The 23,535-nt window shown below is 57.9% G+C and carries 20 protein-coding genes; 13 read left to right on the forward strand and 7 right to left on the reverse strand.

Annotation, left to right across the window (positions count from 1 at the left end; translation table 11 throughout):
* Positions 1-259: 259 nt before the first annotated feature.
* From INT32_RS03260 to rraA, 3 genes are all read left to right on the forward strand, one after another.
* Entirely contained in the window at positions 260-592 is a 333-nt protein-coding gene (locus tag INT32_RS03260; protein ID WP_193087305.1) for a YnfA family protein, read from the forward strand.
* A gap of 6 nt (positions 593-598) precedes the next feature.
* Complete coding sequence (locus tag INT32_RS03265) at positions 599-2,113, forward strand: patatin-like phospholipase family protein (RefSeq protein WP_193087306.1); 1,515 nt, start codon at positions 599-601, stop codon at positions 2,111-2,113.
* A 144-nt stretch (positions 2,114-2,257) separates the two neighbouring features.
* Positions 2,258-2,755 (forward strand): ribonuclease E activity regulator RraA, encoded by a 498-nt coding sequence (gene rraA / locus INT32_RS03270; protein ID WP_193087307.1) that lies wholly within the window; start codon positions 2,258-2,260, stop codon positions 2,753-2,755.
* 108 nt (positions 2,756-2,863) lie between these two features.
* Here rraA and INT32_RS03275 read toward each other — a convergent pair whose 3' ends face one another.
* A complete protein-coding gene (locus tag INT32_RS03275; RefSeq protein WP_193087308.1) occupies positions 2,864-3,754 on the reverse strand; it encodes a pirin family protein in 891 nt (296 codons plus the stop codon).
* Positions 3,755-4,118: 364 nt separating this feature from the next.
* Here INT32_RS03275 and INT32_RS03280 point away from each other — a divergent pair, with 364 nt between their 5' ends.
* From INT32_RS03280 to INT32_RS03320, 9 genes are all read left to right on the forward strand, one after another.
* A complete protein-coding gene (locus tag INT32_RS03280) occupies positions 4,119-6,362 on the forward strand; it encodes a TonB-dependent hemoglobin/transferrin/lactoferrin family receptor (protein ID WP_193087309.1) in 2,244 nt (747 codons plus the stop codon).
* An 80-nt stretch (positions 6,363-6,442) separates the two neighbouring features.
* Positions 6,443-7,480, forward strand: a complete 1,038-nt coding sequence (locus INT32_RS03285) for a hemin-degrading factor (RefSeq protein ID WP_193087310.1) — start codon at positions 6,443-6,445, stop codon at positions 7,478-7,480.
* A gap of 34 nt (positions 7,481-7,514) precedes the next feature.
* Positions 7,515-8,360, forward strand: coding sequence for a hemin ABC transporter substrate-binding protein (locus tag INT32_RS03290; protein ID WP_193087311.1), 846 nt, complete (start codon positions 7,515-7,517; stop codon positions 8,358-8,360).
* Entirely contained in the window at positions 8,350-9,360 is a 1,011-nt protein-coding gene (locus INT32_RS03295) for an iron ABC transporter permease (RefSeq protein WP_226816460.1), read from the forward strand. The genes INT32_RS03290 and INT32_RS03295 overlap by 11 nt, the downstream gene beginning before the upstream one ends.
* On the forward strand, positions 9,357-10,172 hold the full coding sequence (locus INT32_RS03300; protein ID WP_226816463.1) for a heme ABC transporter ATP-binding protein: 816 nt from the start codon (positions 9,357-9,359) through the stop codon (positions 10,170-10,172). The genes INT32_RS03295 and INT32_RS03300 overlap by 4 nt, the downstream gene beginning before the upstream one ends.
* Positions 10,173-10,925: 753 nt before the next feature.
* Positions 10,926-13,739: an aconitate hydratase gene (locus INT32_RS03305; protein WP_193087312.1), complete on the forward strand. Its 2,814-nt coding sequence runs from the start codon at positions 10,926-10,928 to the stop codon at positions 13,737-13,739.
* 125 nt (positions 13,740-13,864) lie between these two features.
* Positions 13,865-14,296, forward strand: coding sequence for a GFA family protein (locus INT32_RS03310; RefSeq protein ID WP_193087313.1), 432 nt, complete (start codon positions 13,865-13,867; stop codon positions 14,294-14,296).
* Positions 14,297-14,585: 289 nt separating this feature from the next.
* Positions 14,586-15,335 carry an AzlC family ABC transporter permease gene (locus tag INT32_RS03315; RefSeq protein ID WP_193087314.1) on the forward strand — a complete coding sequence of 250 codons (750 nt, stop codon included), beginning with the start codon at positions 14,586-14,588 and terminating at the stop codon, positions 15,333-15,335.
* Positions 15,322-15,657, forward strand: coding sequence for an AzlD domain-containing protein (locus INT32_RS03320; protein WP_193087315.1), 336 nt, complete (start codon positions 15,322-15,324; stop codon positions 15,655-15,657). The genes INT32_RS03315 and INT32_RS03320 overlap by 14 nt, the downstream gene beginning before the upstream one ends.
* Before the next feature lie 9 nt (positions 15,658-15,666).
* On the opposite strand, the gene INT32_RS03325 is transcribed toward INT32_RS03320, so the two are convergent.
* The 4 genes from INT32_RS03325 to INT32_RS03340 all read right to left on the reverse strand — a co-directional run bounded on the left by INT32_RS03325 (position 15,667) and on the right by INT32_RS03340 (position 18,400).
* Positions 15,667-16,467 (reverse strand): thiazole synthase, encoded by an 801-nt coding sequence (locus INT32_RS03325; RefSeq protein WP_193087316.1) that lies wholly within the window; start codon positions 16,465-16,467, stop codon positions 15,667-15,669.
* Between the two features lie 18 nt (positions 16,468-16,485).
* Positions 16,486-16,713 (reverse strand): sulfur carrier protein ThiS, encoded by a 228-nt coding sequence (gene thiS / locus INT32_RS03330; RefSeq protein ID WP_193087317.1) that lies wholly within the window; start codon positions 16,711-16,713, stop codon positions 16,486-16,488.
* Entirely contained in the window at positions 16,710-17,783 is a 1,074-nt protein-coding gene (locus tag INT32_RS03335; protein WP_193087318.1) for an FAD-dependent oxidoreductase, read from the reverse strand. Before INT32_RS03335 ends, thiS begins: the two co-directional genes overlap by 4 nt.
* 179 nt (positions 17,784-17,962) lie before the next feature.
* On the reverse strand, positions 17,963-18,400 hold the full coding sequence (locus tag INT32_RS03340) for a hypothetical protein (protein ID WP_128395018.1): 438 nt from the start codon (positions 18,398-18,400) through the stop codon (positions 17,963-17,965).
* Positions 18,401-18,530: 130 nt separating this feature from the next.
* Here INT32_RS03340 and recQ point away from each other — a divergent pair, with 130 nt between their 5' ends.
* Positions 18,531-20,360: a DNA helicase RecQ gene (gene recQ / locus INT32_RS03345; protein ID WP_193087319.1), complete on the forward strand. Its 1,830-nt coding sequence runs from the start codon at positions 18,531-18,533 to the stop codon at positions 20,358-20,360.
* A 196-nt stretch (positions 20,361-20,556) separates the two neighbouring features.
* Here the strand turns inward: recQ and INT32_RS03350 are convergent, their stop codons facing one another.
* Both INT32_RS03350 and INT32_RS03355 read right to left on the reverse strand, forming a co-directional pair.
* Complete coding sequence (locus INT32_RS03350) at positions 20,557-21,345, reverse strand: (2Fe-2S)-binding protein (RefSeq protein WP_193087320.1); 789 nt, start codon at positions 21,343-21,345, stop codon at positions 20,557-20,559.
* Entirely contained in the window at positions 21,339-23,501 is a 2,163-nt protein-coding gene (locus INT32_RS03355) for a TonB-dependent siderophore receptor (RefSeq protein WP_226816465.1), read from the reverse strand. The genes INT32_RS03350 and INT32_RS03355 overlap by 7 nt, the downstream gene beginning before the upstream one ends.
* Positions 23,502-23,535 lie beyond the last annotated feature (34 nt).

Here is a 23,535-nt window from a genome sequence, read left to right on the forward strand (position 1 = left end):
TGCGGGTGAGCGCGTGGTATTGATCAATTGCCGCGCTGCGGACGATCGGCCGGCCACGACTGCTGGCGGTTAGAACAGGTGTCGCAGGTCAGGCCTGTATGGAGCCGCAGGCGCCTCACCACGCAGTCATGCACCTGACAGAGTAATCACCTTTGCTGGATCGAGCAGCGACGCAGCTGGTGCAGCCGCCTTATTGACAGACGCTAATGGGTATTACGCGGTATGATCAGCACAGTTTCGAATCCATCAGGGGACGGTTGTGCTGCGAGTTTTCTTTCTTTTCACGCTGACTGCCATTGCGGAAATTGCCGGCTGCTATCTGTTCTATTTCTGGCTGCGCCGCGATGGCCATTGGTGGGTGTTGATTGCATCCCTGGCCTCGCTTATCCTGTTTGCCTGGCTGCTGACCTTGCATCCGGTGGCCACGGGCCGTGTTTATGCGGCGTATGGTGCCGTCTATGTGGTGGTCTCGGTGCTATGGCTCAATCTGGTAGACCGCAGTTCGTTGTCGGGGCTGGAGTGGGCAGGGCTGCTGCTGGCGCTTGTCGGTATGGGCCTGATGGTGTCGGGTTGGAGCATTGCACATAAATAGGCTGCCATGTGGATTCCTAAACTTGTTTTCATTGTTTTGCTGTCGGCGCTTTCTGCCTGCTCGTCGCTGACGCCGTGGCGTAATCCGCCGCTGCCGCCGGGCACCCCTGACACCGGCGTTGACACGGCGCGGCTTACCGAGAGGACCGATCCGTCCTTTGTCATCATTCTGAGCATTTCCGGGGGCGGGGCGCGCGCGGCCGCATTTGGCTACGGGGTGCTCAAGGAATTGGCCGACACACAGATCCGGTGGAACGGCCATACCCAAACGCTGCTCAGCCAGGTCGATGTGGTGCGTGGCGTATCGGGAGGCAGTATCGTTGCTGCCTATTATGCGCTCAATGGCAGCAAGACCTTCCCGGCGTTTAAAAACGAATATCTGTACAAGGATTTCCAACAGAGTCTGGTGTCCGCCATATTCAGTCCGCAAAATTTTGCCGCTGCGGTCTCGCCTACGGTCGGCCGTGGCCATGTGCTGGCGCAGAAACTGGATATGCTCTATGAAGGCAAAACCTACGAAGACCTGTATCGCAATCCGCATGCAGACCTGATCGTGCTGGCGACCGATTTATCCCAGGGCACGAGTTTTGAATTTTCGCCAGACCAACTGGCTACGATGTGCGCCGATATCCGCAAGATTCCTCTCTCGTTTGCGGTGGCGTCCTCGGCCGCCGTGCCAATGGTGCTGTCGCCGCTGACGCTGAAAAATTATGCCGGACAATGTGCGTATTCTGCCCGAAAACGCGAGCAGGTATCCAGACTGCAAGGCGATTACCGGATGCGCGCCTACCGATCGGATGTCCTGGGTTATCTGGACAGCAAAAATCGGCCCTATATCCATTTGGTGGACGGGGGGCTATCGGATAACCTGGGCGTGCGCGGGCTGATGGATCGCGTCACGCTCGGTATCGGCCAGTTGCGCCGTGGCCAGATCAGCAAGGGCACCGTCAGGAAAGTGGCCTTTGTGGTGATCAACGCCGAGCGCGACCCCAGCGTCAATATCGACAAAAGCGAAAATGTCCCCACGCTGTCGGATGTCTTTGACACGATCATGTTCAGTACGTCTGGCCGGGTCACTACGCAGACCATGCAGATGGTGCAGGACACCGGCAGGCACTGGGCTACGTTGAGAAAATCGCTCAATCCCCAATTGCAGGCGTTGCTGGCACCCGACGCGCAATTGCACGTTGTGCCCGTCAGCCTGCGTGAAGCGCCAGCAGGACTGTCCGTGCCACGCCGGCATTTGCTGCGCATTCCCACGCTGTTCACCGTCAACCGCAAGGATGTGGACGCGCTCATTGAGGCCGGCCGCCAGACGCTGCGGCAGAATCCTGAGTATCAGGCGCTACTGCAGGAGCTGGACGCCCGGATACCACAACAGGCTGTGGCAACGGGCTCGCCAATCACGTCCGCCGGTTCGCTACGGTCCGCGCCATCGGCCCACTTGCCTCCGGGCGGACCCAGTTCGGCGCCGCATCCTGCCACAAGCCGCGAGATTGACGCCCTGTATTCAGGAGGCTAGCGCCGGCGCAGCGGTTTGCCTTGTTGCCGGTCGGACCGCCCGCTAGATCCCGAAAGCCGCCGGTTCGACAAAAGGGGATGCGTTTTGTTGCGCCGATCTGGTATAACAATGGCTGTCCAAGTCTATTCATTACCGGAGTTTGCCATGTCTGCCTCACCCCTTGCTGCGCTGATCACCTGCGATATTATGGATCAGCACCCGTCGCTGCCGTCCTGCGATACCCAGTTCAGACTCTTCGGCCGTAAACGCGCCATCGCGGGGCAGGTTCGTACGGTCAAAGTGTTCGAAGACAATACCTTCATTCGTCAGGTCCTGTCCGAACCAGGTCAGGGAGCCGTTTTGGTGGTGGATGCGGCCGCATCCCTGCATTGTGCCGTGGTAGGCGATATGATCGCCAAGCTGGGGCAGGACAATGGCTGGTCAGGGATCATCGTGTATGGCGCCATCCGGGACAGTGAACAGATTGACGCCATGGATTTTTGCGTGAAGGCGCTGGGCACCAATCCGCGCAAAAGCGGTAAAAATAGCATGGGCCTGATCGATGTGCCGGTCACTTTCGGCAATGTCCGTTTTGTCCCTGGGCAGTATCTGTATAGCGATGCCGATGGCATCGTCGTCTCTGAACAGGCGCTGTCGCTGTAAAAACCAGTGGCGCCGGTTGGTTGCCTGTCAGCGCCCCGGCGCGGCAGTGAACGGGCGCATTCCTGGCGCGCAGCGGGCCCCGCCATTGCCGGGCCCGCTGTTGGTCAGCTATTCGGTCGCGGAGCGGTCCTGGGCCTGCCCAAGACGTCCGAACTGCCCGGCGTTGAAATCGGCTAGCGCCTGACGGATTTGTTCTTCGGTATTCATTACAAACGGACCATACCCGGCTATCGGTTCGGCGATAGGTTCGCCACTCATCAGCAGCAGGGCGGCCGCCTCTTTTGCCTGGATGGTGATGGTCGTGCCATCCTGGGCAAATGTGACCAGCTGGCTGGCCCCTGCGTCGACACTGCCGTTTACACTTACGGTGCCATGGCGCACCAGCAGTATGACCGTGTGGTTCGCCGGCAGCTCGAATGTGGTGCTGCTGCGCGCCTGCAGGCTGATATCCCATAAACTGACCGGTGTGAACGTGGTTGCCGGCCCCTGATAATCTTTGTACCTACCGGCAATGACCCGCAGTGTGCCCGCCTCATCGGGTAGGGTGACGGTCGGGATATCGTCGGCCGTGATGCTCTGGTAGCGTGCCGGCGTCATTTTGTCGCGCGCCGGCAGATTCAGCCACAGCTGCACCATTTCGAAATCTCCCCCTTTTTTTGAATACGCTTCGGAAAAGAATTCGTCGTGCATGATGCCTGCGCCGGCTGTCATCCACTGGACGTCGCCCGCCGCTATGATGCCGCCGCCACCCGAAGAATCCCGGTGCGCCACTTCGCCCTTGTAGGCGATAGTGATGGTTTCAAAGCCGCGATGCGGATGCTCGCCCACACCCCGCCGCTCCTGGCTGGGAGAAAAATGCCGCGGTTGCGCATAATCGAGCAGCAGAAACGGATCGGGATTCACGTTCCGTTGTCCATAGGAGAACATGGACCGTACGTGAAAGGCATTGCCGACCCAATGAGGGGCAGGGGCGTGGTGAATAAGCGGGGGTTTGTCCATGATCGGCTCCGGGTTACCAATATATTCGTATATTGGGCATTTTTGCGCAATGACAATATAAAAGCGCGGCTGTTGTTTTCTGTCGATCAGAGATGGCGACGACTGTGTAAGCGGGGTGCTGGAGGCAGCTTGATTGAGCGTAATCTTATTTATTTAATAATAATGGTATTGATAACTATTATCATTCATAGTATTATTCGGTTTCAGTTATTTCAACATGTATCCCCGGCTTCTGGCTTTGCGCATTCGGTATGCCGGGATCTTCTTTACCTATCTTGCAACTATGAAAACAGCCTCCTTTCCGTCCTTTCGCCTGACCCTACTTGCATCGTTGCTTTGCACTGGCGTTGCCCATGGACAGGCCATGACTGGGAGCGGTAACGCCGCTGCGTTTTCGAATCCGGCCATCCCGAAGCTGGGCGTGGTCCACGCGCAGGCAGAGGCTGCGGCCGCCAGTTGGGAGACCTCCACCAGCGCGGCCGAGATTGCCGACAGACAGGTTCAGAACTGGTCTGACCTGGGGCGGCTGATTCCCGGGCTGAATTTCAATCGCAGCAATAAAAGCGTCAATATGCGAGGCCTGGACGGCAATCGGGTCCGCATCCTGGAAGACGGCATTCCGGTGCCGTGGTTGTTTGATGGCAGCCGCGATGTCAAGGGAGGCCTGGAGACCATCAACTTCAATACACTTTCCTCCGTTGATGTGGTGCGCGGCGCCGGTGCTGGCAATACTTCTGCCCTGACGGGCACGGTGATGCTGCGCGGCCTGCGACCGGACGATCTGCTGGCCGACGGCAAGGATATCGGTTTGCTGGTCAAGGGCACGCATGATGGCCTGGATAACAGCATTGGCGGCGATATCGCGTTCGCAGCCCGGCTGGGCGCGTCAACCAAAATGCTGATCCAGTACGGCATCCGTACCGGTAGCGAAGCCGAGAATGGTGGCGATATTGGTGGCTACGGCGCGGCGCGCACCAAAATGAATCCTGCCGACTATACCAGCAAGAACGTGGGGCTGCGGCTTGAGCACGAATTGGCGCCTGGCCACACGCTTGGCCTGGGAGCGAGCACGTTCAGGCTGGATCGCGATATCGACCAGATGCATGACCAGAATACCACCGCCTATGCAATCGGTAATAATGAGCTGACCGAGAGGATGAAACGCGACCGTATCTGGGCAGACTATAACTACAAGGCAACGCAGGCTTACTCAGCCCTGGATCAGGCTGGAATCCAGTTGTACTGGAGCAAGACCACCCTGGAGCAGAATCAACAAGCCATTCGCAATAAAGTGTTTGACCCGCGTGCCGTAGCAATTCCTGGGAATCCGTTCCGTTACGGATATCCTTACGGACCGTACGAGCGCAATAACAGCATCGAGCAAAAGGGCTGGGGCCTCAATCTGAGTGCGGGCGGCTATTGGGGCGATGCCGCGTTGCGCGGTCACTGGACCGTGGCCGGTACATTTGCTGACGACACCTATGAACAATACTCGGCCGGTGTAGATAATTGTCCTGTCGTTCCAGCTGGCCTGCCTGCGCCCATGGGGCCGCGCACCTGCGACTTCCTGCATTCCAACCAGGGTGATACGCCCAAAGTCAAAAGCCGCGACTGGTCGCTGTTTGCCAGCCATGCATTCATATGGAACGACGGCCAGTTCGAACTGACTCCGGCCCTGCGTTACGATGGCTGGTCGCGCAAACCGCAGACCGGCGGCGGTTTTGCATCCAACCAGAACGGCTATGAAAGTGAACTGCGAAATCGTAGCGGCAATCAGATTTCTCCTTCGCTCGAGTTCGCCTGGAACGCGTCGGACATCTATCGTGTGACAGCCCGCTATGGTTATGGCTACCGGGCGCCCACGGCACCGGAGCTCTTTTTGCAGTATGGGTCTGCCGCCAACTACATGCGCAAGGGCGATCCCAATCTGAAGGCCGAGCGCAGCCGTGGCTGGGAACTGGGTTTTCAGGCCAGGGGGCAGATCGTCGGCGGTTCCTTGAATATATTTGAGACACGATACAAGGATTTCATCGATAAAGACGTTCCCGTCGGTCCCGATTCGCCGTTCTATGCATTGCGCCAACAGGGGCTGTATCCGCTGGGCGTGACCACTTATGCCAATCGCGATCGCGTCCGGATTTACGGCGCAGAAGCCATGGGCTACTGGAACGTCAACGACAACCTGTATACCAGGGCGACGGTTGCATGGACGGTTGGCAAAGACCTGGAAACCGGCCAGCATCTGAATTCGGTCGCGCCTCTCAAAGGCACACTGGCACTGGGCTACAGAACGCCGCAGTGGGGGGCGGAGACGGTATGGACACTGGCAAACAAACGCGATAAAGTGCAATATCCGCAGCCCACGGCAGAAGCCCGAAATGCGGATTTTCAGGCCCCCGGTTATGGTACGCTTGACGTACACGGCTGGTGGGCGCCTGCCAGCTTGAAGGGTGTCAAGTTCCAGCTCAGCGTGATCAATTTGTTTGACAAGAAATACTGGAATGCACTGAGCGTGCCCACCGCAGGCACAGCAGCCATCCCTCGTCCGGTAGATTATTATTCCGAAGCAGGCCGCTATGTGCGGGTGTCAGTCAGCTATCAATATTGACCGACGAAGATTTTCAGACTGGCCGGGCCATCGCAAGATTGTCCGGTCAAAACCGTTTAGCTACTACAAGAGAGATACCCATGACACAACAGAGCACTGATTTGAAAGCCCGTTATGACGCATTAGTGCAGGATGAGCCCAAAATGCGCGTACGCAATGCGGCAGAAAAACTGAACGTCAGTGAAATGGAACTGGTTGCCGCCCAATGTGGCGATATTGACGCCACTCTGCTGGACGGGTCGGCGCAGACCATTTTCAAGGAACTGCAAACGCTGGGCGAAGTCATGCTGCTCACTCGCAATGAATGGTGTGTTCACGAACGCCACGGGCGCTATGAATCGGTCAAGGTGGGCAATGGCCCGGTCGGTCTGGTATTGGGCGCCGATCTTGACTTGCGGGTATTTTTCTCCAGCTGGAAATATGCCTGGGCCGTGACCCAAAATGGCCGCAAGAGTATCCAGTTTTTTGACGGCGCAGGCATGGCCTTGCATAAGGTGTATTGCACCGAAAATTCGGACATGACGGCATATGACGCGCTGGTGGAGAAATTCCGTGCCGCCAATCAGGAGCCCACACCGGTTGACCGGACCCCTGCGGCGCCAAAAGCCTATGCCAGCGAAGTGCCCGCGCATTTGCGCGAAGATTGGCTGGGCATGACCGATACCCACGATTTTGCGGGCCTGTTGAAAAAATGGAATCTGCCTCGCGTGCAGGTGCTGGAGAGCGCAGGCGAAGATCTGGCGCAGCGCGTAGACAATGACGCTGTCGAAGTCATGCTGCAAAAAGCGGCCGAATCGGATCTGCCCATTATGTGCTTTGTCGGCAATAAAGGTATGATCCAGATTCACTCGGGTCCGATCAAAAAACTCATGCGTACCGGCCCCTGGTTCAATATTTTGGATCCGAAATTCAATCTGCATCTGAACACCACGGCCATCCACAGCACCTGGATCGTGAACAAACCCACCGAAGACGGCTGGGTAACTTCGCTGGAAGGGTATTCCGAAGACGGTGAACAAATTGTGCAGTTCTTTGGCGCGCGCAAGCCTGGCGTGCCCGAGATCAGGCAATGGCGCGAGCTGCTTGAATCGCTTTGCAAGCAACCGCTGGCCGCTTGATGGCATGGCCGAACCAACAAAACGGAATCACCCAATGAAACAAAATGCCGTCACCCGTTGTCTTGCCGTGCTGGCCGCCGCCAGCTTTTTCTGTGGTGGCGCCAGCGCGCAGCAGGCACAGCGAATCGTGTCTCTGGGCGGCACGGTGACGGAAATCATTTACGATCTGAAAATGCAGCATACGCTGGTCGCCGATGATCAGTCCAGCCTGTATCCCGAGGCAGCCACCAAACTGCCGCGCGTGGGCTATTATCGCGCTGTGCCGGCCGAAGGTGTACTGTCGCTCAAGCCCGATCTGGTGATCGCTTCTGAAAATGCCGGCCCGCCCGCCTCGCTGGAGAAAGTCCGATCGGTCGGCGTCAAGGTGGTGACCGTTTCAGATAAACCGACAGTTGATTCTTTGTACGAACGGATCGAGCAGATTGCCCAGGCCCTGGACGTACCGGAAAAAGGCAAGGCGCTTGCCGCCGAGATCCAGGCGAATGTGAAGCAGGCGCAGGCCAGGCCCAGCGACAGCCTGCGCACCGTGCTGATCCTGAATCGTACGGGGGCCAAGCTGATGGCCGGTGGCGATACAACGGCCAGTGCGATCATGGAAATGGCCGGTCTGGAAAACGTGCTCAAGCCTCAGCGCGGCTATAAACCGGTGTCTGCAGAGAGCTTGCTGGCGCTGAAACCGGAAATGATCATCGTCACCAGCGGCTCGCTGCAAGCGGCGGGCGGCATCGACAAATTCAAGTCGGACCCTGCCATCGCCTTTACGCCTGCGGTCAAAAATAATCGCATTGTGGTGATGGATGATTTGCTCGCGCTGGGTATGGGACCGCGGGTCGGTCTGGCGATTTCGCAATTGAAGGCTGCTGCCGGCTATGCAAATTAACGCTGCGCCGGATCAGGGCAGGGTCAGGAAATCCTTTACCATCTTGCTGCTCATATTGCTGGCCGCCATTATTCTGGGCAGCGTCAGCGGGGCGGTGGTCATTCCGGTCCATCAATGGTGGCCGGTGCTCACGGGCGGGCAGGGTGATGAAACCCAGTTGCTACGCCAGATCTTTCTGGATATCCGGTTGCCGCGGGTGGTCTTCGGTATTGTCACGGGTGCGGCGCTGGCGTTATCGGGCGTGGTCATGCAGGCGCTGTTTCGTAATCCACTGGCCGAGCCCGGATTGATCGGGGTCTCGGCCGGTGCGGCGTTGGGCGCGGTCTCGGCCATTGTGCTTACGGCCGCAGGTTTCTGGGTCGTTTCCTTTGCTGCGTTCGCGGGTAGCTTGCTCAGTACCTGGCTGGCCTATCTGGTTGGACGGCGTTATGCCGGTGTGGCCGGATTGCTGCTGGCCGGTATTGCCATCAATGCCATTTCCGGCAGTCTGATCGGTCTGCTTACCTATATTGCGACGGATACCCAACTGCGTGATCTTACCTTCTGGGGCATGGGCAGCCTGGCGTCTGCGAACTGGCGTACGATCGGCTTGCTCGGCCCCTGGGCGCTCGTGATTTGTGTGTTGTTGTGCCGGGAATGGCGTGCGCTAAATGCATTGCTGCTTGGCGAGCGCGAAGTATCACATTTGGGATTTTCCATGAAGCACCTGCGCCGCAGTCTGATCGTGGGCATTGCGCTGCTGGTCGGCCCACTGGTGGCCATGACCGGCGGCATCGGCTTTGTCGGGCTGGTCGTGCCGCATTGCCTGCGCATGATCATGGGAGCGAATCATCGTCACCTGCTGCCGGCATCCATGGCGGGCGGTGCCCTGGCCCTGGTGATGGCAGACTGGCTGGCGCGCGTGGTCGTCATACCCGCAGAATTGCCTATCGGCCTGGTGACCAGCCTCATCGGCGGCCCGTTCTTTCTCTGGCTGCTGGTAAAAAGGAATATGCGATGACTGTCATGGAGCAATGCATGCGCGGCAGCGACATCTGCGCAACACGCGGCCAGCGCCAGGTGCTGCGTGATATTTCAATTGAAATTAGACGGGGTGAAGTGCTGGCGTTGCTTGGCGCCAATGGCGCTGGAAAATCGACATTGTTGTCCATCCTGGCGCAGGAAAGCCAGGAGGTTCGCACCCGCGACACAGGTACTATTTACATCAACGGTCATGAGGCCGCTTCGCAGACGGCGCGAGAGCAGGCGCGCCAGCGGGCCGTGCTGCCCCAGGGCAGTGGCCTGACCTTTGATCTGGGCATCCAGGAAATTATTCAGATGGGTCTGTATCCGTTTCCGGAACTGGATCCAGGCGAGGCAAATGCATTGTTGCAGCGCGCGGCGCACACTGCCGGCGTTCAGGATCTGCTTGACCGGTCATGGGTGACGCTTTCCGGCGGTGAAAAACAGCGGGTACAGTTTGCCCGGGTGCTGGTGCAATTGCTGACCCGGCGCCATGATGGACAGACGCGGTATTTGTTGATGGATGAGCCTACCTCGGCTCTGGATCCGAAGCATCAGCATGCGTTTTTTCGCATTGTGTCGGACATGGCGCACAAGGATGAAGTGGGCGTCATGGTAATAGTCCATGATATCAATCTGGCGGCACAGTATTGTGATCGCATTGCGCTGCTGGCCGATGGCGAGCTGGTCATTTGTGATACCCCCGACCGGGTGCTGACGCGCGAGCACCTGTATGCCACTTATGGCATTTACAGCCAGACCATGCCGCATCCATTCAAGCAGGGCAAGTTGCTGGTTGTCTGGGAATAGCAGCCTGTTCATGTCGCCCCGGAGAGTCTGGCATAACGCCACCGGGGCGAGGCTGCTATCCTCGTGCCATGGACCGCTGGTCCGGTCCGTACACTGCGCATAGCCTGATCCATCCTCTGCACTTCAGTCTGTTCCCTGGTCATATCCTCAGAAGTTATCCTTGGCCAGATTCTTGGCCAGTTCCTTAATTTGATCCTCAGATCAGTCGTCAAGTGTGTGATCTGACGTCTGCTGGCGCCGTACTCGCTGTGAGAAGGACAGCAACCGCATGCATTATGCGCCAAAGGGCAGACCGGTTTGTATACCTCACCAAGTTATGGCATGATCCCTGTATGGGGTGCCGCTTCAGGATGGTGCCCATAGCGCGTGCTTGCGACAGGCGGAAACAAGAGCGTTTCTGCTTGGGCAAACAGCGTCGCTGACGTGGTTTAACAGATGTGACTTAACCGCTGTGGCTTAACAGGCGGTTTAACAGGGGAAGCATTAAATCAGTTTTTTGATGACGACAATTCGGACAGTGTGCTTGCGTGCGTCGGTATCAGGCCGATGGGGTGCATGTGTCCGCTGTCTTGCACCAGTTGTCGTCGCAGGCAATAGCTGCAGAGCCGAACCAATGGTTCGCGCCGCAGGTGCCTCCCATGTGTGAGTCCGTATCAGGAAACCGGCAATGACAGCCGCGTCCCACTCGCGCAGCAATCGACATTTGCGATGTGAACGCAGACCAGGCAAGTTTATGATCAAGGAGAAAACGTCATGAAAAGTATGGATAGTTTTGGCGCTCGCAGCGTACTCGAAGTGGGAGAGCAATCATATCGAATCTACCGGCTTGATGCGTTAAAGGAAGAAGGCCTGGATGTTGCCTCGCTTCCTTACGGTCTGAAAATACTGCTGGAGAATTTGCTGCGTACGGAAAATGGCAAGGACATTACGGCGGCAGACATTCGAGCACTTGCCGGCTGGGACCCGCAGGCACAACCGGATCGTGAGATCGCCTTTACTCCGGCCCGCGTGGTGTTGCAAGACTTCACCGGTGTTCCTGCAGTCGTCGATCTGGCTGCCATGCGCGAGGCAATGCATGCCCTGGGTGGAGATCCGAAGCGCATTAATCCCCTGGCGCCGGTAGAGCTGGTCATTGACCACTCGGTTATTGTCGATGTTTTCGGGCAGGCCAATGCGTTCGAGCGCAACGTCGAGATCGAATATCAACGTAATCTGGAGCGCTATCAGTTTTTGCGCTGGGGACAACAGGCTTTTCAGGCCTTCAAAGTCGTGCCCCCCGGCACCGGCATTGTTCATCAGGTCAATTTGGAACACTTGTCGCGCGTGGTCTTCACCGCCGATGACGATGGTATGAAAGTGGCCTATCCGGATACCTGTGTTGGGACCGACTCCCATACGCCGATGGTCAACGGTCTGGGTGTTGTTGCGTGGGGCGTGGGCGGAATCGAAGCCGAAGCGGCCATGCTGGGCCAGCCCATTTCCATGCTGATTCCGCGCGTGGTCGGTTTTAAGCTTACCGGAACGTTACCAGAAGGAACGACCGCCACCGATCTTGTGTTGACGATTACAGAAATGTTGCGCAAGCATCGCGTCGTTGGCAAGTTCGTTGAGTTTTATGGGCCTGGTGTTGCGGCGGTGCCCCTGGCCAACCGGGCGACCATCGGCAATATGAGCCCGGAGTATGGCTCGACAATTTCCATTTTCCCCATTGACGCAGAAACCCTGCGTTATCTTGCGTTTACGGGCCGCTCCGAGGAGCAGATTGCACTGGTCGAAGCCTACGCCAAGGCGCAGGGACTCTGGCATGATCCGCAAGCCGAACCACGCTATTCAGAAAAACTGGAGCTGGACTTGTCGCAGGTGGTCCCCTCCATCGCCGGTCCGATGCGCCCGCAAGATCGCATCGCGCTGTCAGATGCGAAACCGGCATTTCACGGGGCGCTCGCCTCGTCTATCGGGGAACCGGAGCAGAAACCTCACGGCTATGACAAGGTTGTCGATCAATCTTTTCCAGCATCGGATCCGCCGGCCCATGAGGAGTCCCAATCGTCTTCGGCCCTGCCCACCGATCATGTAGAACAAGCATCGACAGACGACAGCCAGCCGCGCGCGCCGATTCCCATCACGTTTGGCGACGGCACGCAAGGCCAGATCGATCACGGCTCGGTGGTGATTGCCGCTATTACGTCCTGTACCAACACGTCCAATCCGACGGTCATGATCGCGGCGGCGATGCTGGCTAAACGGGCGGTTGAAAAAGGCCTGCAGCGCAAGCCCTGGGTCAAGACCAGTCTTGCTCCGGGTTCCCGAGTCGTGACCGACTATTACGAGCGCGCCGGTTTGACGCGCTACCTTGACGCATTGGGATTCAACCTGGTGGGGTATGGATGCACAACCTGTATCGGCAACTCCGGTCCGCTTATTCCCGAAGTGAGCCAAGCGGTCACAGATCATGATCTCTCGGTGGTGTCAGTGTTGTCTGGCAACCGGAATTTTGAAGGCCGCATCCACGCTGAAGTCAAGATGAACTATCTGATGTCGCCGCCGCTGGTGGTGGCTTATGCGCTGGCCGGCACCATGGACATTGATCTGTTTAACGAGCCGCTGGGTCAGGGCAGTGACGGGAAAGATGTTTATCTGCGTGATATCTGGCCAACAGCTGCGCAAGTGCAGGAAGTGGTGGATGGCGCCATCATGTCCGACATGTACACCGCAGGCTACGCTGATGTCTTTGCCGGTGATGAACGCTGGCGGGCTTTGTCGACGCCTGAAGGCGAGCGGTTCGACTGGAACGAGGCCTCTACCTATGCGCGCAAACCGCCATACTTCGACAATATGCCGCGCCATCCGGAACCGGTCTCGGACATACAGGGCGCGCGGGTACTGGCCATGCTGGGTGATTCGGTCACCACGGACCATATCAGTCCGGCCGGCTCCATTGCTAAAACCTCGCCGGCCGCAGCCTACCTGACTGAGCATGGCGTGGATCCCAAAGACTTCAACTCGTATGGGTCGCGGCGTGGCAACCATGAGGTCATGATACGCGGCACGTTCGCCAATGTACGCCTTCGCAATCAACTGGCTCCGGGCACCGAAGGCGGCTTTACTCGGGACTTTACGCGCAGTGACGAACCGGTGACGACCATTTTCGACGCATCACGATCCTATATCGACAAGGGCATCCCCCTGGTCATTCTTGCCGGCAAGGAATACGGCTCGGGATCGTCGCGCGACTGGGCGGCAAAGGGGACTGCATTGCTGGGCGTGCGGGCTGTGATTGCTGAATCGTATGAGCGAATTCACCGATCGAATTTGCTGGGCATGGGCGTGCTGCCGCTGCAGTTTCCAGAGGGACAGAATGCGGCAACGCTCGGCCTGACAGGAAAAGAAACCTTTGACATTACCGGTATCGTGACATTGAACCAGGACATCACACCCGCAACCGTGCGGGTGCAGGCCGATGGCGTGCAGTTCGAGGCGATCGTGCGCATTGATACGCCCAGCGAGGCAGCCTACTATCGTCACGGCGGGATCATGCAATATGTCCTGCGTAGCTTGCTGGACTGATTTTTCTGTCATGCGTCGGCCGGCTATCTCCTCGCAGACGGGCCGGCTGGCCGGCCGTCGTTGCGCAACGCCAGAACCTGATCGCAACGGGTGATCCGGAAAAACTTTGAAAAAAGGAGAGGGCATTGAATGACGGTATCAAGCTTAACGGCGCCTGTCATTGTGGTGCAGTCCGGTTTACCGTATTGATCGCAGACGGGCTGCGCAATGTCAGGCGCTGCAATTGTTCCTATTGCGCTATGCGAGGGGCCGTTGTGGTCACGGCCGGTCTTGGCGATATTGCCTACGAGTCCGGCGGGCAATGGCTCACGCGTTATCAGTTCAATACCATGACTGCAGAGCACTATTTTTGCTCGCGCTGCGGCATCTATACCCACCATCGAAGGCGCTCAGATCCGTCGCAGATCAGCGTGAACGTTGCATGCCTGGAAGGCGTGAGTCCTTTCGATTATCCATCTGTGCCCGTTGAAGAAGGGATAAGCCATCCACTGGACCACCCGGCTGTTGCATCGCTGGCTGGGACACTCAGTTATGTAGCGGCCGAAAATAAAAACTAAACTGCTTGCCGTCGCTTTACGCCACGCGTGGCGCCGCCTGCCAACTCGCGCGGTACGGCGGCTGCCGGCACCGCTAGGCCTTCCGGATACGTCCTGTGTGCCGGCCATGTCTACATGCTGTTGCATTTGAATCGTGCGCGCACGGTTCGGTTTTTGCTTGACAAGCTATTGCCCGCATTTGCCGCCGGCCGCATTGTTGTCGGCCATTTGCGGCAGCCTGAGGTCACCGCAGGATTTTAGCCCGATACCTGTGATGTAATAGCGATCTGATAGAGGAGAGGCGCTCAGAATGTCAGTGTTAAACAATGGTTGGCGGGGGGTTCGGGCTGGTGTGCCGGTGCTGCTCGGTTATGTGCCGGTGGCCATGGCATACGGGATCGCGGCCAAGGGCGTGGGCCTGTCGTTCTGGGAAACAGTGCTTATCTCGGTATTTGTCTATGCGGGCGCTTCGCAGTTTTTCATCCTTGCCGCCATCAAACTGGGCACACCGCTGCCCGGCATCGTCGCCATGGTTTCATTACTCAACGCGCGCCATCTGCTCTACGGTCCGCTCATCGCCAAATGGTTGCCACATACCTTGCACAAGCGTTTGCAGGCCGCCTTTTTGCTGACCGATGAAGTGTTCGCTACCGCTTTTCATGCGATGGGACGTCAGCCGGCCAATGCGCAATTTGCCTGGTATGTCGGGCTGGGCCTGACCGCGTGGCTGGCCTGGATTGGCGGGACAATTATCGGGCTGGTCGCCGGGTCCGGTCTGACCGCCCAGTTTCCGCAGGTCGATCAGATATTGCGCTTTGCCCTTGTGGCCCTGTTTTTTTCGCTGGCACTGCTTAGCGTGAAACGTCCCATGCTGCGCGCACTATTGATTGCGTCTGTGATGACCTTGCTGTTTCTTATCTACTTCGGAGCAACGCCTGCCATCCTGGCCGGAACGGTCAGTGCCTGGTTGTGCTATGTACCCGGCGACCAGGCTGCTGCCGCAAGCGATGGTGGCGCACAGCATAAAGACAGGGATGGAGAACCTCATGGGACAGACTGAATTCTGGCTGGCCATCGTCGTCATGGCCGTGGTGACCTGGCTGACGCGTGCCTTGCCATTTGTGCTGATGCGCAAGTCGACTATTTTTGGCCGCCTGGCCTCGGGCCGGTTTGTTATTCTGGGGCCGGCGCTGCTGGTATCCATGACTGTGGTCGTGGTGTACTCCGACTTGCAGCAGGCCACCGGCGCCACCAGCGTGCTGAGTTATTTTTGCGGTCTGGTCGCGGCAGGCGTGTGCGCCCGGCTTACCCGCAATGCGGGGTTTGCAGTACTGGCCGGGATGGCGGCCTATGGGGCGGCGCTGTTGGCGCTGCCGATATAATCGGCGCGGTTACAGTAGAAACGGCCGGCCGGTGACTTGTGTGGAAGGAACAGCCATGTCTTGCCTGGCCATGATGCCTGCCTCAAAGCCCATGCGTCCGGCCTGCACGGCCAGTTTGAATGCTTCTGCCATTTTCACCGGATCATGGGCCTGGGATACGGCCGAGTTAAGCAGGACGGCATCGTAGCCCATTTGCATGGCTTGCACCGCGTCCATGGGCGAGCCGATACCGGCGTCGACAATGAGCGGGACATCCGGCAGGCGTGCACGCAGGATGCGTAGCCCATGCGGGTTGGTCAGACCCTGCCCGGAGCCGATAGGTGCTCCCCAGGGCATCAACAGCCGGCAGCCGACATCCAGCAGGCGACGGCAGGTCACCAGATCGTCCGTGCAATAGGGAAACACTTCAAAACCGTCTTTGGCCAGTTCTTCGGCCGCGCCAATCAATTCGATCGGATCGGGCTGCAGCGTGTAGTCGTCGCCGATCACTTCCAGTTTGATCCAGTGCGTTCCAAAAATTTCCCGCGCCATCTGCGCCAGCGTAATCGCTTCACGCCCCGTTTTGCAGCCTGCGGTATTGGGCAGCAGATGCAGGCCGGAGTCTTTGAGCATCTGAAAAAAGGAATTGTCCAGCGCCGCACCGGCGCCGCCGCTTGCCGAGGGCGTCAGCTGCCGCTTGAGCCCGACGGTAATGACCGCGGCCCCCGAGGCAGTGATTGCGTCCTGCAATACTTTGGGCGACGGGTAGCCCGCGGTGCCCAGAAAGAAGCGACTCTCCAGCAATGTGTCTGCGATAGCAAATGGTTTCATAATCGTGATGCAGCTGGGTTAGCCGCCGGTGATAGGGCTGAAAGTAAATACCTGATCGCCCTCGGACAATACGGTGTCGCCGCGCTTGGGTCGGGGAATAAAAACTTCATTGACCGCAGTGGCAACGGCGGCGGGGTCATCGGCCTGGCCGGCCGTGCTTTGCAAATGCGCAATCAGCTGGGCCAGCGTGGTGCCGCTGGCGATGTTGTGTTTGGTTCCGTTGACGGAAATGTGAAGAGTGCTCATGCTGTTTGAATCAGATTGAAATCGGGTTCAAATATTGATTGTAGGGCCTTTTCCAAGACGGCGGGCGCAATCAGCCAACCATGACGGAACAATCCATTGATGCGTGTCAGGCCCTGTTCGTTCTCGATACGGGGTAGATTGTCTAGCAGGGCAGGCCGCAAATTGACCTCGGTGTGGATCAGGCGCGCCTCGGCCAGCTCGGGCAGCACACTGTGAGCGGCCGTCAGCAATTCCACGGTGCTGCGCAGCGATACCGGCGAGCGGTCTTCGCTCTCGATTTCGCTGGCGCCCACCACAACCGTATCGGGTGCGCGCGGCACGATGTACACACGGTAACGCGGATGCAGCAGGCGAACAGGCCGGCTAAGGGTCAGGCCACTGGCCTGCAGCCAGAAAATTTCACCCCGTACGCCACGCACATTGCGACAGTTCAGTTGATGGCTGTTGGCGTGAGGACGCTCCCGGGCGCCGGTGCCGCGCACATCGAATACCCAGTCGAATGCATGCACGCCTTGCGCTGTCTGCAACTTCCCGGGTTTCAAGCTGATCACCGGGGTACCCCAGTGCCAGGTGGTGTTGTCAGCAGATTCGGCCAGCGCCTGCATGGCCTGGACCGTATGGATCTGTCCTTCGCCTTGCAGCATCCAGGCGTGGCTGGGGCCCTGGATCGAAGGTTCCAGTGACTGCAACTGATCGCGTGTGAGCATTTGCGGGCGCGCATGTTGCGGCGCTTTGGCATCCAGCAGCGAGGTCAGGCGCGTTGCCGCCCCTTCATCGCCGCGATGCGCAACCAGCAGGCTGCCCCGCACATGAAATTGCACCGGCAGGCGCAGCGTGGGAACCAGTGCCGACCACAGCTCGATGGAGCGCAAGCCCATGTCGAATACGTCTGCATCGCCGCTTTCGAGTTCGGCAATGGGACTGAGCATGCCGGCGGCAGTCCAGCCGGCCGCTACCCGTGCCTGTGCGGACGTGGCGGGGTCAAATACGGAAACCTGGTGTCCCTGGCGTGAGAGCACCAAGGCGAGGATGCGCCCCAACAGCCCGGCGCCGGCAATGCCAATATTCATGGTGTGATTCGCTTGCGGACCCGCAGGTCCTGTGATGTTCGATTCGATGCAACAGTATATCGCTGTCCTTGTCTGGCGCAAGGGCAACAGAGAACTGGTATAGCAATTGCGCGGCATCTGGACTCATGAGGCCGCGTCTGGGAGGGCCGTGAAGTCAGCCTGTCGGCTGACTGTCGCGCCTATCTGCCCAGCTTTTGCTGCAAGGGCGGGCCATATTGCAGGGCCACGGAGGTCAGGTCATTTACAATGGTGGTGGCGCAGCTGCCGCTGGATTCAGACAGGCAGATACGGATGTGCTGCTGGATGTTTAGCCAGGGATTGATGGGCGAGGCGGCATTGACGATGTCCACATTTTCTGCAATGGCGGTAAATCGGCCCTCGCGCGTGGGGTCTGCGCTTTGCAGATTTAAGCGGGCGACCGCCTGGTTCATATCGTTGACCAGGGTAAGCGTGGGCGAGCTGGCAATTTGGTTGCGGATCTGCGCCGTGATGTAGGTACCGATCGGGTCATTGGGCGTATTGCCAAAGACATACACCGGGATTTTTGCCAGCGCAGATTGCGCAGCAACGGCAAGTAGGCAACCGATAGCCCCTGTTAGCACATGTGTGATTTTCATATCGAACTCTCCGTAGCGGTATAACGATTATAATAGCTTTATACCTGTGCCGGACAGCGGACCCATGGTCGCTGCGGCTTAAACCTTTGTCAGTTAATTACCGGCTTATATTTTTTGTGTCTCATTTCTAGTGTCTGATTCCACCACCCCGCTGTCTGTCCTGAAACGTGTTTTTGGTTACGATTCCTTTCGTGGCGAGCAGCAGGCCATTGTTGAACATCTGGTCGCAGGCCACGATGCGCTCGTGCTTATGCCAACCGGCGCCGGCAAATCGCTGTGCTATCAGGTGCCTGCGCTTATCCGCCCGGGAACCGCCATCGTGGTCTCTCCGCTTATTGCGCTGATGCAGGACCAGGTCGATGCCCTGCGCGAGCTGGGCGCACGCGCGGCCTTTCTGAACTCCAGCCAGGAATGGGAGACCATTCGCGAGGTGGAAAACGCGTTTGCGCGTGGCGAACTGGATTTTCTCTATGTCGCCCCCGAACGCCTCTTGACCGACCGCTGCATGCGCCTGCTGGAACGGGGGCGCATTGCCCTGTTTGCGATTGATGAAGCCCATTGCGTCTCGCAATGGGGGCATGATTTCCGTCCTGAATACCTGGGCCTGTCCCGCCTGCAGGAACAATGGCCAGATGTGCCCCGCATTGCGCTGACCGCCACAGCGACGCCACAGACTCGCGATGAAATTGCACAACGGCTGGGCCTGACGCAGGCACGGCATTTCGTGGCAGGATTTGACCGTCCCAATATCAGATATGTCATTGTCGAAAAAAATGACGTGCGCCGCCAGCTGCTGGGCTTTATTCGCGAAGAGCATGCGGGCGATTCGGGTATCGTGTATTGCTTATCGCGCAATAAAACCGAAGACACGGCAGAGTTTCTCTGTCGGGAGGGCATTGACGCGATGGCCTATCATGCGGGCCTGCCGGCAGAGTTGCGGGCGCAGCGACAGGCACGCTTTTTGCGGGACGACGGCGTGGTCATGGTTGCTACGATTGCATTTGGCATGGGTATCAACAAGCCCGATGTGCGTTTCGTAGCACATATCGATCTGCCCAAATCGGTCGAAGGCTATTATCAGGAAACCGGCAGGGCAGGTCGGGATGGCTTGCCGGCCACCGCCTGGATGGCCTATGGGCTGCAGGATGTGGTGCAGCAACGTAAAATGATTGACGACTCCACGGGCGATGAATTTTTCAAGCGTCGCTCGGGGGCGCAACTGGATGGCATGCTGGCCCTGTGCGAAACCGTGCAGTGTCGGCGCACCCGTTTGCTGGCCTATTTCGGGCAGCAATCAGAGCCCTGCGGCAATTGCGATGTCTGTCTGACGCCGCCGCAAACCTGGGATGGCACCGTGGCAGCCCAGAAGATTCTGTCTGCTATTTATCGCCTGCATCGCGAACGCGATCAGCGTTACGGGGCAGGGCATCTGATTGATATTCTGCGCGGCAAGCGTACCGATAAGGTGGCGCAGCATTCGCATGACACCCTGTCTGTCTTCGGTATTGGCGAGGATATTTCCGAGCAGGGCTGGCGCAGTGTGTTGCGACAGCTGATGGCGGCCAATGTTGTCACGGTCGATGGTGATGGTTACGGGACGCTGGCGTTGACCGAAAAAAGCCGCAGCGTACTCAAGGGCGAGCAGGTGCTGATGATGCGCAAGGAGTCTGCCCGCGCTGCGGCACGATCGCGCAATATCATGCCCCGTGGTAAGCGCGAAGTTCGCGTGCTGTCGGCGGCAGCGCAATCGCGATTTGAAAGCTTGCGGCAATGGCGGCGTGATATTGCCAAGGAACACGGCGTGCCGGCCTACGTGATTTTCAAGGACGATACGCTGGCGCAAATTGCCGAACTGGAACCGAGCACACTCAGCGACTTGGCGGCCGTCAATGGCGTCGGGCAGCACAAGCTGGATACCTATGGCGAGGCGATACTGACGTTCCTGGACGAGCTCGAATAAAGGAATGCGGGCAAAGGCACGCGGATAGAAGTGTACCGGTAAAGGACGTTGTTAATGGGACATTGGTAAAGGGACATTGGTAAAGGGGACATCGCAATGAGTGGCCGCTTGCCGGATCCGTGCCTGGCACTGCATGACAGTAATCGTAAAGAAACAACGAGAAATAACCAAAAGTAATGCCGCAGTCTGCGGCAATTTAGGTTTCTGACGCTGCCTGTGCGTGCGCGCGATCGTGTTCTGCCCATTCGCTGGCCAATAGCGGCAGGCGCTCTTCCATGGGGATCTTGGGGCAATTGCTGCACAGTTTGGCATTCGGACAGCGAAAGTATTGGCAGCAGACGCGACGGTTCAGCGACAGCCGGTCCGGCAGGCTGTAGCGGCTCATATCAATATCCAGATAACCACTTTCTGCCGGCAGGCCGATAGCCTGCAGCCAGACATGGCCACGGGCACGAATATGGGCAGTGCTGTATTGCGGCAGATCATGGTAGTACAGCAGCAATGCAGCCAGCACGCTGTCTGCGGTATGGCGCCCCGCCAGCTTGGCGGCCACTGGCGTGATATTGCACAAGGCCAGGCGAACCTGTTCCAGACTGTCGGCCAGCGTAGCGGCCGGCTCTGTTTCATCCGCAATATTCAGCGTAATTGCGTCTTCGGGTAAATAGGCCTGTTGGGCCAGGCCTTCGGAAAAGTGCAGCTGCAGCCGGCGAGAATCGACCAGGCAGCGATGATGTTCGTAGGCAAGAATGGTTGTATACACAGGCACCCACATGCAGGTGCGCCAGGTATGGGCGTTCCAATAGTGGCGACCGGCCTCGGGATGAAGCCGCGCTACGTCGTCAAATAGCAATTGCAATACATCCTGCCGCACCTGGCCAAAGGTCAGGTCGGCGGGGCCGCACAGCGGCGTTGTTGAAACGGGCAACAGGCGCCCAAGTGCCTGTTGCAATTGCTCATAGAAGGAGATGTCTTCCTGGATTACCATTTGTAGCTGAAGGTCGCCTTGATATTGCGTTTTTCCCCATAGTAGCAGAAGTTGGTGGTGGCGCATGATGCCACATAGGTCTTATCGGTGACGTTGTTCACATTCAGGCGCACGGTGGCCCCTTTCAGATTCGAATTCATGCGGCCAAGGTCATATTCTGCACCCAGGTCAAGCAGGGTATATGCGGGAACCCGCACTGTGTTTTCATTGTCCGCCCAGCTCTTGCCAACATAACGAACGCCTGCCGATAGGGCCAGCCCGTTGTTCATGCTGTAGCGGCCCCATAGGCTGGCCATTTGCTTGGGTGCCTGAAATGGCCGGTTGCCGGCATTGTCGCCTTTTTTCAGCTTCATGTTGTTCATGGTATAGCTGGCCATGACGGTGAAGTTGTCGGTGATATTGGCGTTGGCTTCCAGCTCGATGCCACGCGAATGCACCACGCCCAGCGGCACGTAGTAACTGGTAGCCGAAGAATGCCGTGCTGCGACGTTTTCCTGTTTCAGGTCATAGTAGGCGGCAGACAGCATGACATGTTCGGTCGGCTGATATTTTACGCCCGCTTCATATTGCCTGGCTTCGGTTGGCGGCAGCACCTGATTGTTGATGTCGGTGTAGCCGTTGGGGTTGAAAGACTCGCTGTAACTGGCGTATGGCGAAATGCCGTTGTCAAAGGCGTAGCTTAAGCCGGCGCGAAACGTGGTGTTGCTGCCCTTGTAGCCGGATTTGGTATTGAGCAGGGAATTGCGGTTGTCCAGATCCACAATATCATGACGAATGCTGAACAGGCCGGTCAGCGCGCCATAGCGGACTGTGTCCTGCAAATACATGCCGAATTGTTCCAGCGTACGGTCAAACGGTTCGCTGTAGTTGATATTCAAACCCGGGTTTCCATAGACCGGATCAAACGCATCAAGCGGGTTGGCCGTGCCTGAATCCCACTGACCACTGGCATTGCGATGCTGATAGTCAAAGCCGGCGATCACTTCATGTGCGGCCGCGCCAGTATGAAACACCGCCGTCAGGCTGGTGTCGAACTGGTGGGCTTCGAGTTCTTCATAGCCGCCGGAATAGTACCGGTTCAGCGAGTTTTCATCGTACCAGCCATAACCATAGAACTGGGCCATTTTGGACTTCAGGCTGGTCATCCGGAACGAGTTCTTGAATGTCAGATTCGGCGTGAAGTCATGTTCGAACTGGTAGCCCAGCATGGACAGCGTGCGGCTGAATTTTCCGCCTTCATCATCATCCGAGAATTCCGGGGAAATGCGGCGGCCATTATGATCGGTATTGATTGTTGCATCTGCCGGAAAGCCGCTATGAAAACCAGTGCTGGGGTCTTTCTGGAAGTAGCCCTGCAACAGCAGGCGGCTGTTTTCACCCAGTTTGAATTTCAGGGACGGCGCCAACGTATAACGTTCGACCCGGTTGTTGTCGAACTGGGTCTTGCTGTTGCGTGTGATGCCCACTATGCGATAGGCAGCGTTGCCTTCCTTGTCTATCGGGCCGGTCATGTCAAAGCCAAGATGGGTTTGCCCCATATTGCCGATGCCGGCTGTGATTTCGTGGTACGGCTCATCCAGCGGCCGTTTTGAACTGTAGGAGACCAGGCCGCCCGGTGAGTTGCGACCGTACAGTACGCTTGTGGGGCCGCGATAAACGTCGATACGCTCCAGGGTGTATGGATCAATCTGTACCGAGCTATAGGTGCCCGAGTCGCTCAGTACCTTTTGCCCATCCAGATTCAGGTTGTCGGTGCTGTTTTCGTTGAAGCCGCGCAGGCTGATGTAATCGTAGCGGGTAGCGCCGCCCACCAGCCCGGTAAAGGCCCCGGGCGTATAGCGCAGCGCATCGGTTCCAGTGGAAGCGCCAATGGCATCAATACGATCCCGTGTCAGAGATGAAACCGAGTGCGGTGTTTCGATCCAGTCCATGTCGGCCCGGCTGGCCGCACGGCTGACCGTAGATTGAAAACCAATGGTGGGTTCGGTTGAAGTCGCGTCGCTGGTCGCACGAATAATACCCAATTGGGCGACTGGCGTCGTTTTGACCTGCTCCTGCTGCGTCTGGGCATGGGCGCCGGAAACAGAGAGTACAGCGAGTACTGCGGCATACAGAGTGCGAGGTACCGCTGAAAAGCGAACCATGGACGGGGTCATGATAGAAAAATATCCTTAAAGACAATAAGCAACA

Origin of the sequence: Advenella sp. FME57, assembly GCF_014897675.1 — a bacterium.
GTDB lineage: Bacteria > Pseudomonadota > Gammaproteobacteria > Burkholderiales > Burkholderiaceae_B > Advenella.

Bases quoted from the DNA above. Each gene is read 5' to 3' on its own strand.
- INT32_RS03300 (WP_226816463.1), top strand. From the start codon at position 9,357: ATGACTGTCATGGAGCAATGCATGCGCGGCAGCGACATCTGCGCAACA.
- INT32_RS03280 (WP_193087309.1), top strand. From the start codon at position 4,119: ATGACTGGGAGCGGTAACGCCGCTGCGTTTTCGAATCCGGCCATCCCG.
- INT32_RS03265 (WP_193087306.1), top strand. From the start codon at position 599: ATGTGGATTCCTAAACTTGTTTTCATTGTTTTGCTGTCGGCGCTTTCT.
- INT32_RS03355 (WP_226816465.1), bottom strand. From the start codon at position 23,501: ATGACCCCGTCCATGGTTCGCTTTTCAGCGGTACCTCGCACTCTGTAT.
- INT32_RS03275 (WP_193087308.1), bottom strand. From the start codon at position 3,754: ATGGACAAACCCCCGCTTATTCACCACGCCCCTGCCCCTCATTGGGTC.
- INT32_RS03340 (WP_128395018.1), bottom strand. From the start codon at position 18,400: ATGAAAATCACACATGTGCTAACAGGGGCTATCGGTTGCCTACTTGCC.
- INT32_RS03305 (WP_193087312.1), top strand. From the start codon at position 10,926: ATGAAAAGTATGGATAGTTTTGGCGCTCGCAGCGTACTCGAAGTGGGA.
- INT32_RS03315 (WP_193087314.1), top strand. From the start codon at position 14,586: ATGTCAGTGTTAAACAATGGTTGGCGGGGGGTTCGGGCTGGTGTGCCG.
- thiS (WP_193087317.1), bottom strand. From the start codon at position 16,713: ATGAGCACTCTTCACATTTCCGTCAACGGAACCAAACACAACATCGCC.
- INT32_RS03295 (WP_226816460.1), top strand. From the start codon at position 8,350: ATGCAAATTAACGCTGCGCCGGATCAGGGCAGGGTCAGGAAATCCTTT.
- INT32_RS03325 (WP_193087316.1), bottom strand. From the start codon at position 16,467: ATGAAACCATTTGCTATCGCAGACACATTGCTGGAGAGTCGCTTCTTT.
- rraA (WP_193087307.1), top strand. From the start codon at position 2,258: ATGTCTGCCTCACCCCTTGCTGCGCTGATCACCTGCGATATTATGGAT.
- INT32_RS03335 (WP_193087318.1), bottom strand. From the start codon at position 17,783: ATGAATATTGGCATTGCCGGCGCCGGGCTGTTGGGGCGCATCCTCGCC.
- INT32_RS03290 (WP_193087311.1), top strand. From the start codon at position 7,515: ATGAAACAAAATGCCGTCACCCGTTGTCTTGCCGTGCTGGCCGCCGCC.
- INT32_RS03320 (WP_193087315.1), top strand. From the start codon at position 15,322: ATGGGACAGACTGAATTCTGGCTGGCCATCGTCGTCATGGCCGTGGTG.
- INT32_RS03285 (WP_193087310.1), top strand. From the start codon at position 6,443: ATGACACAACAGAGCACTGATTTGAAAGCCCGTTATGACGCATTAGTG.
- INT32_RS03350 (WP_193087320.1), bottom strand. From the start codon at position 21,345: ATGGTAATCCAGGAAGACATCTCCTTCTATGAGCAATTGCAACAGGCA.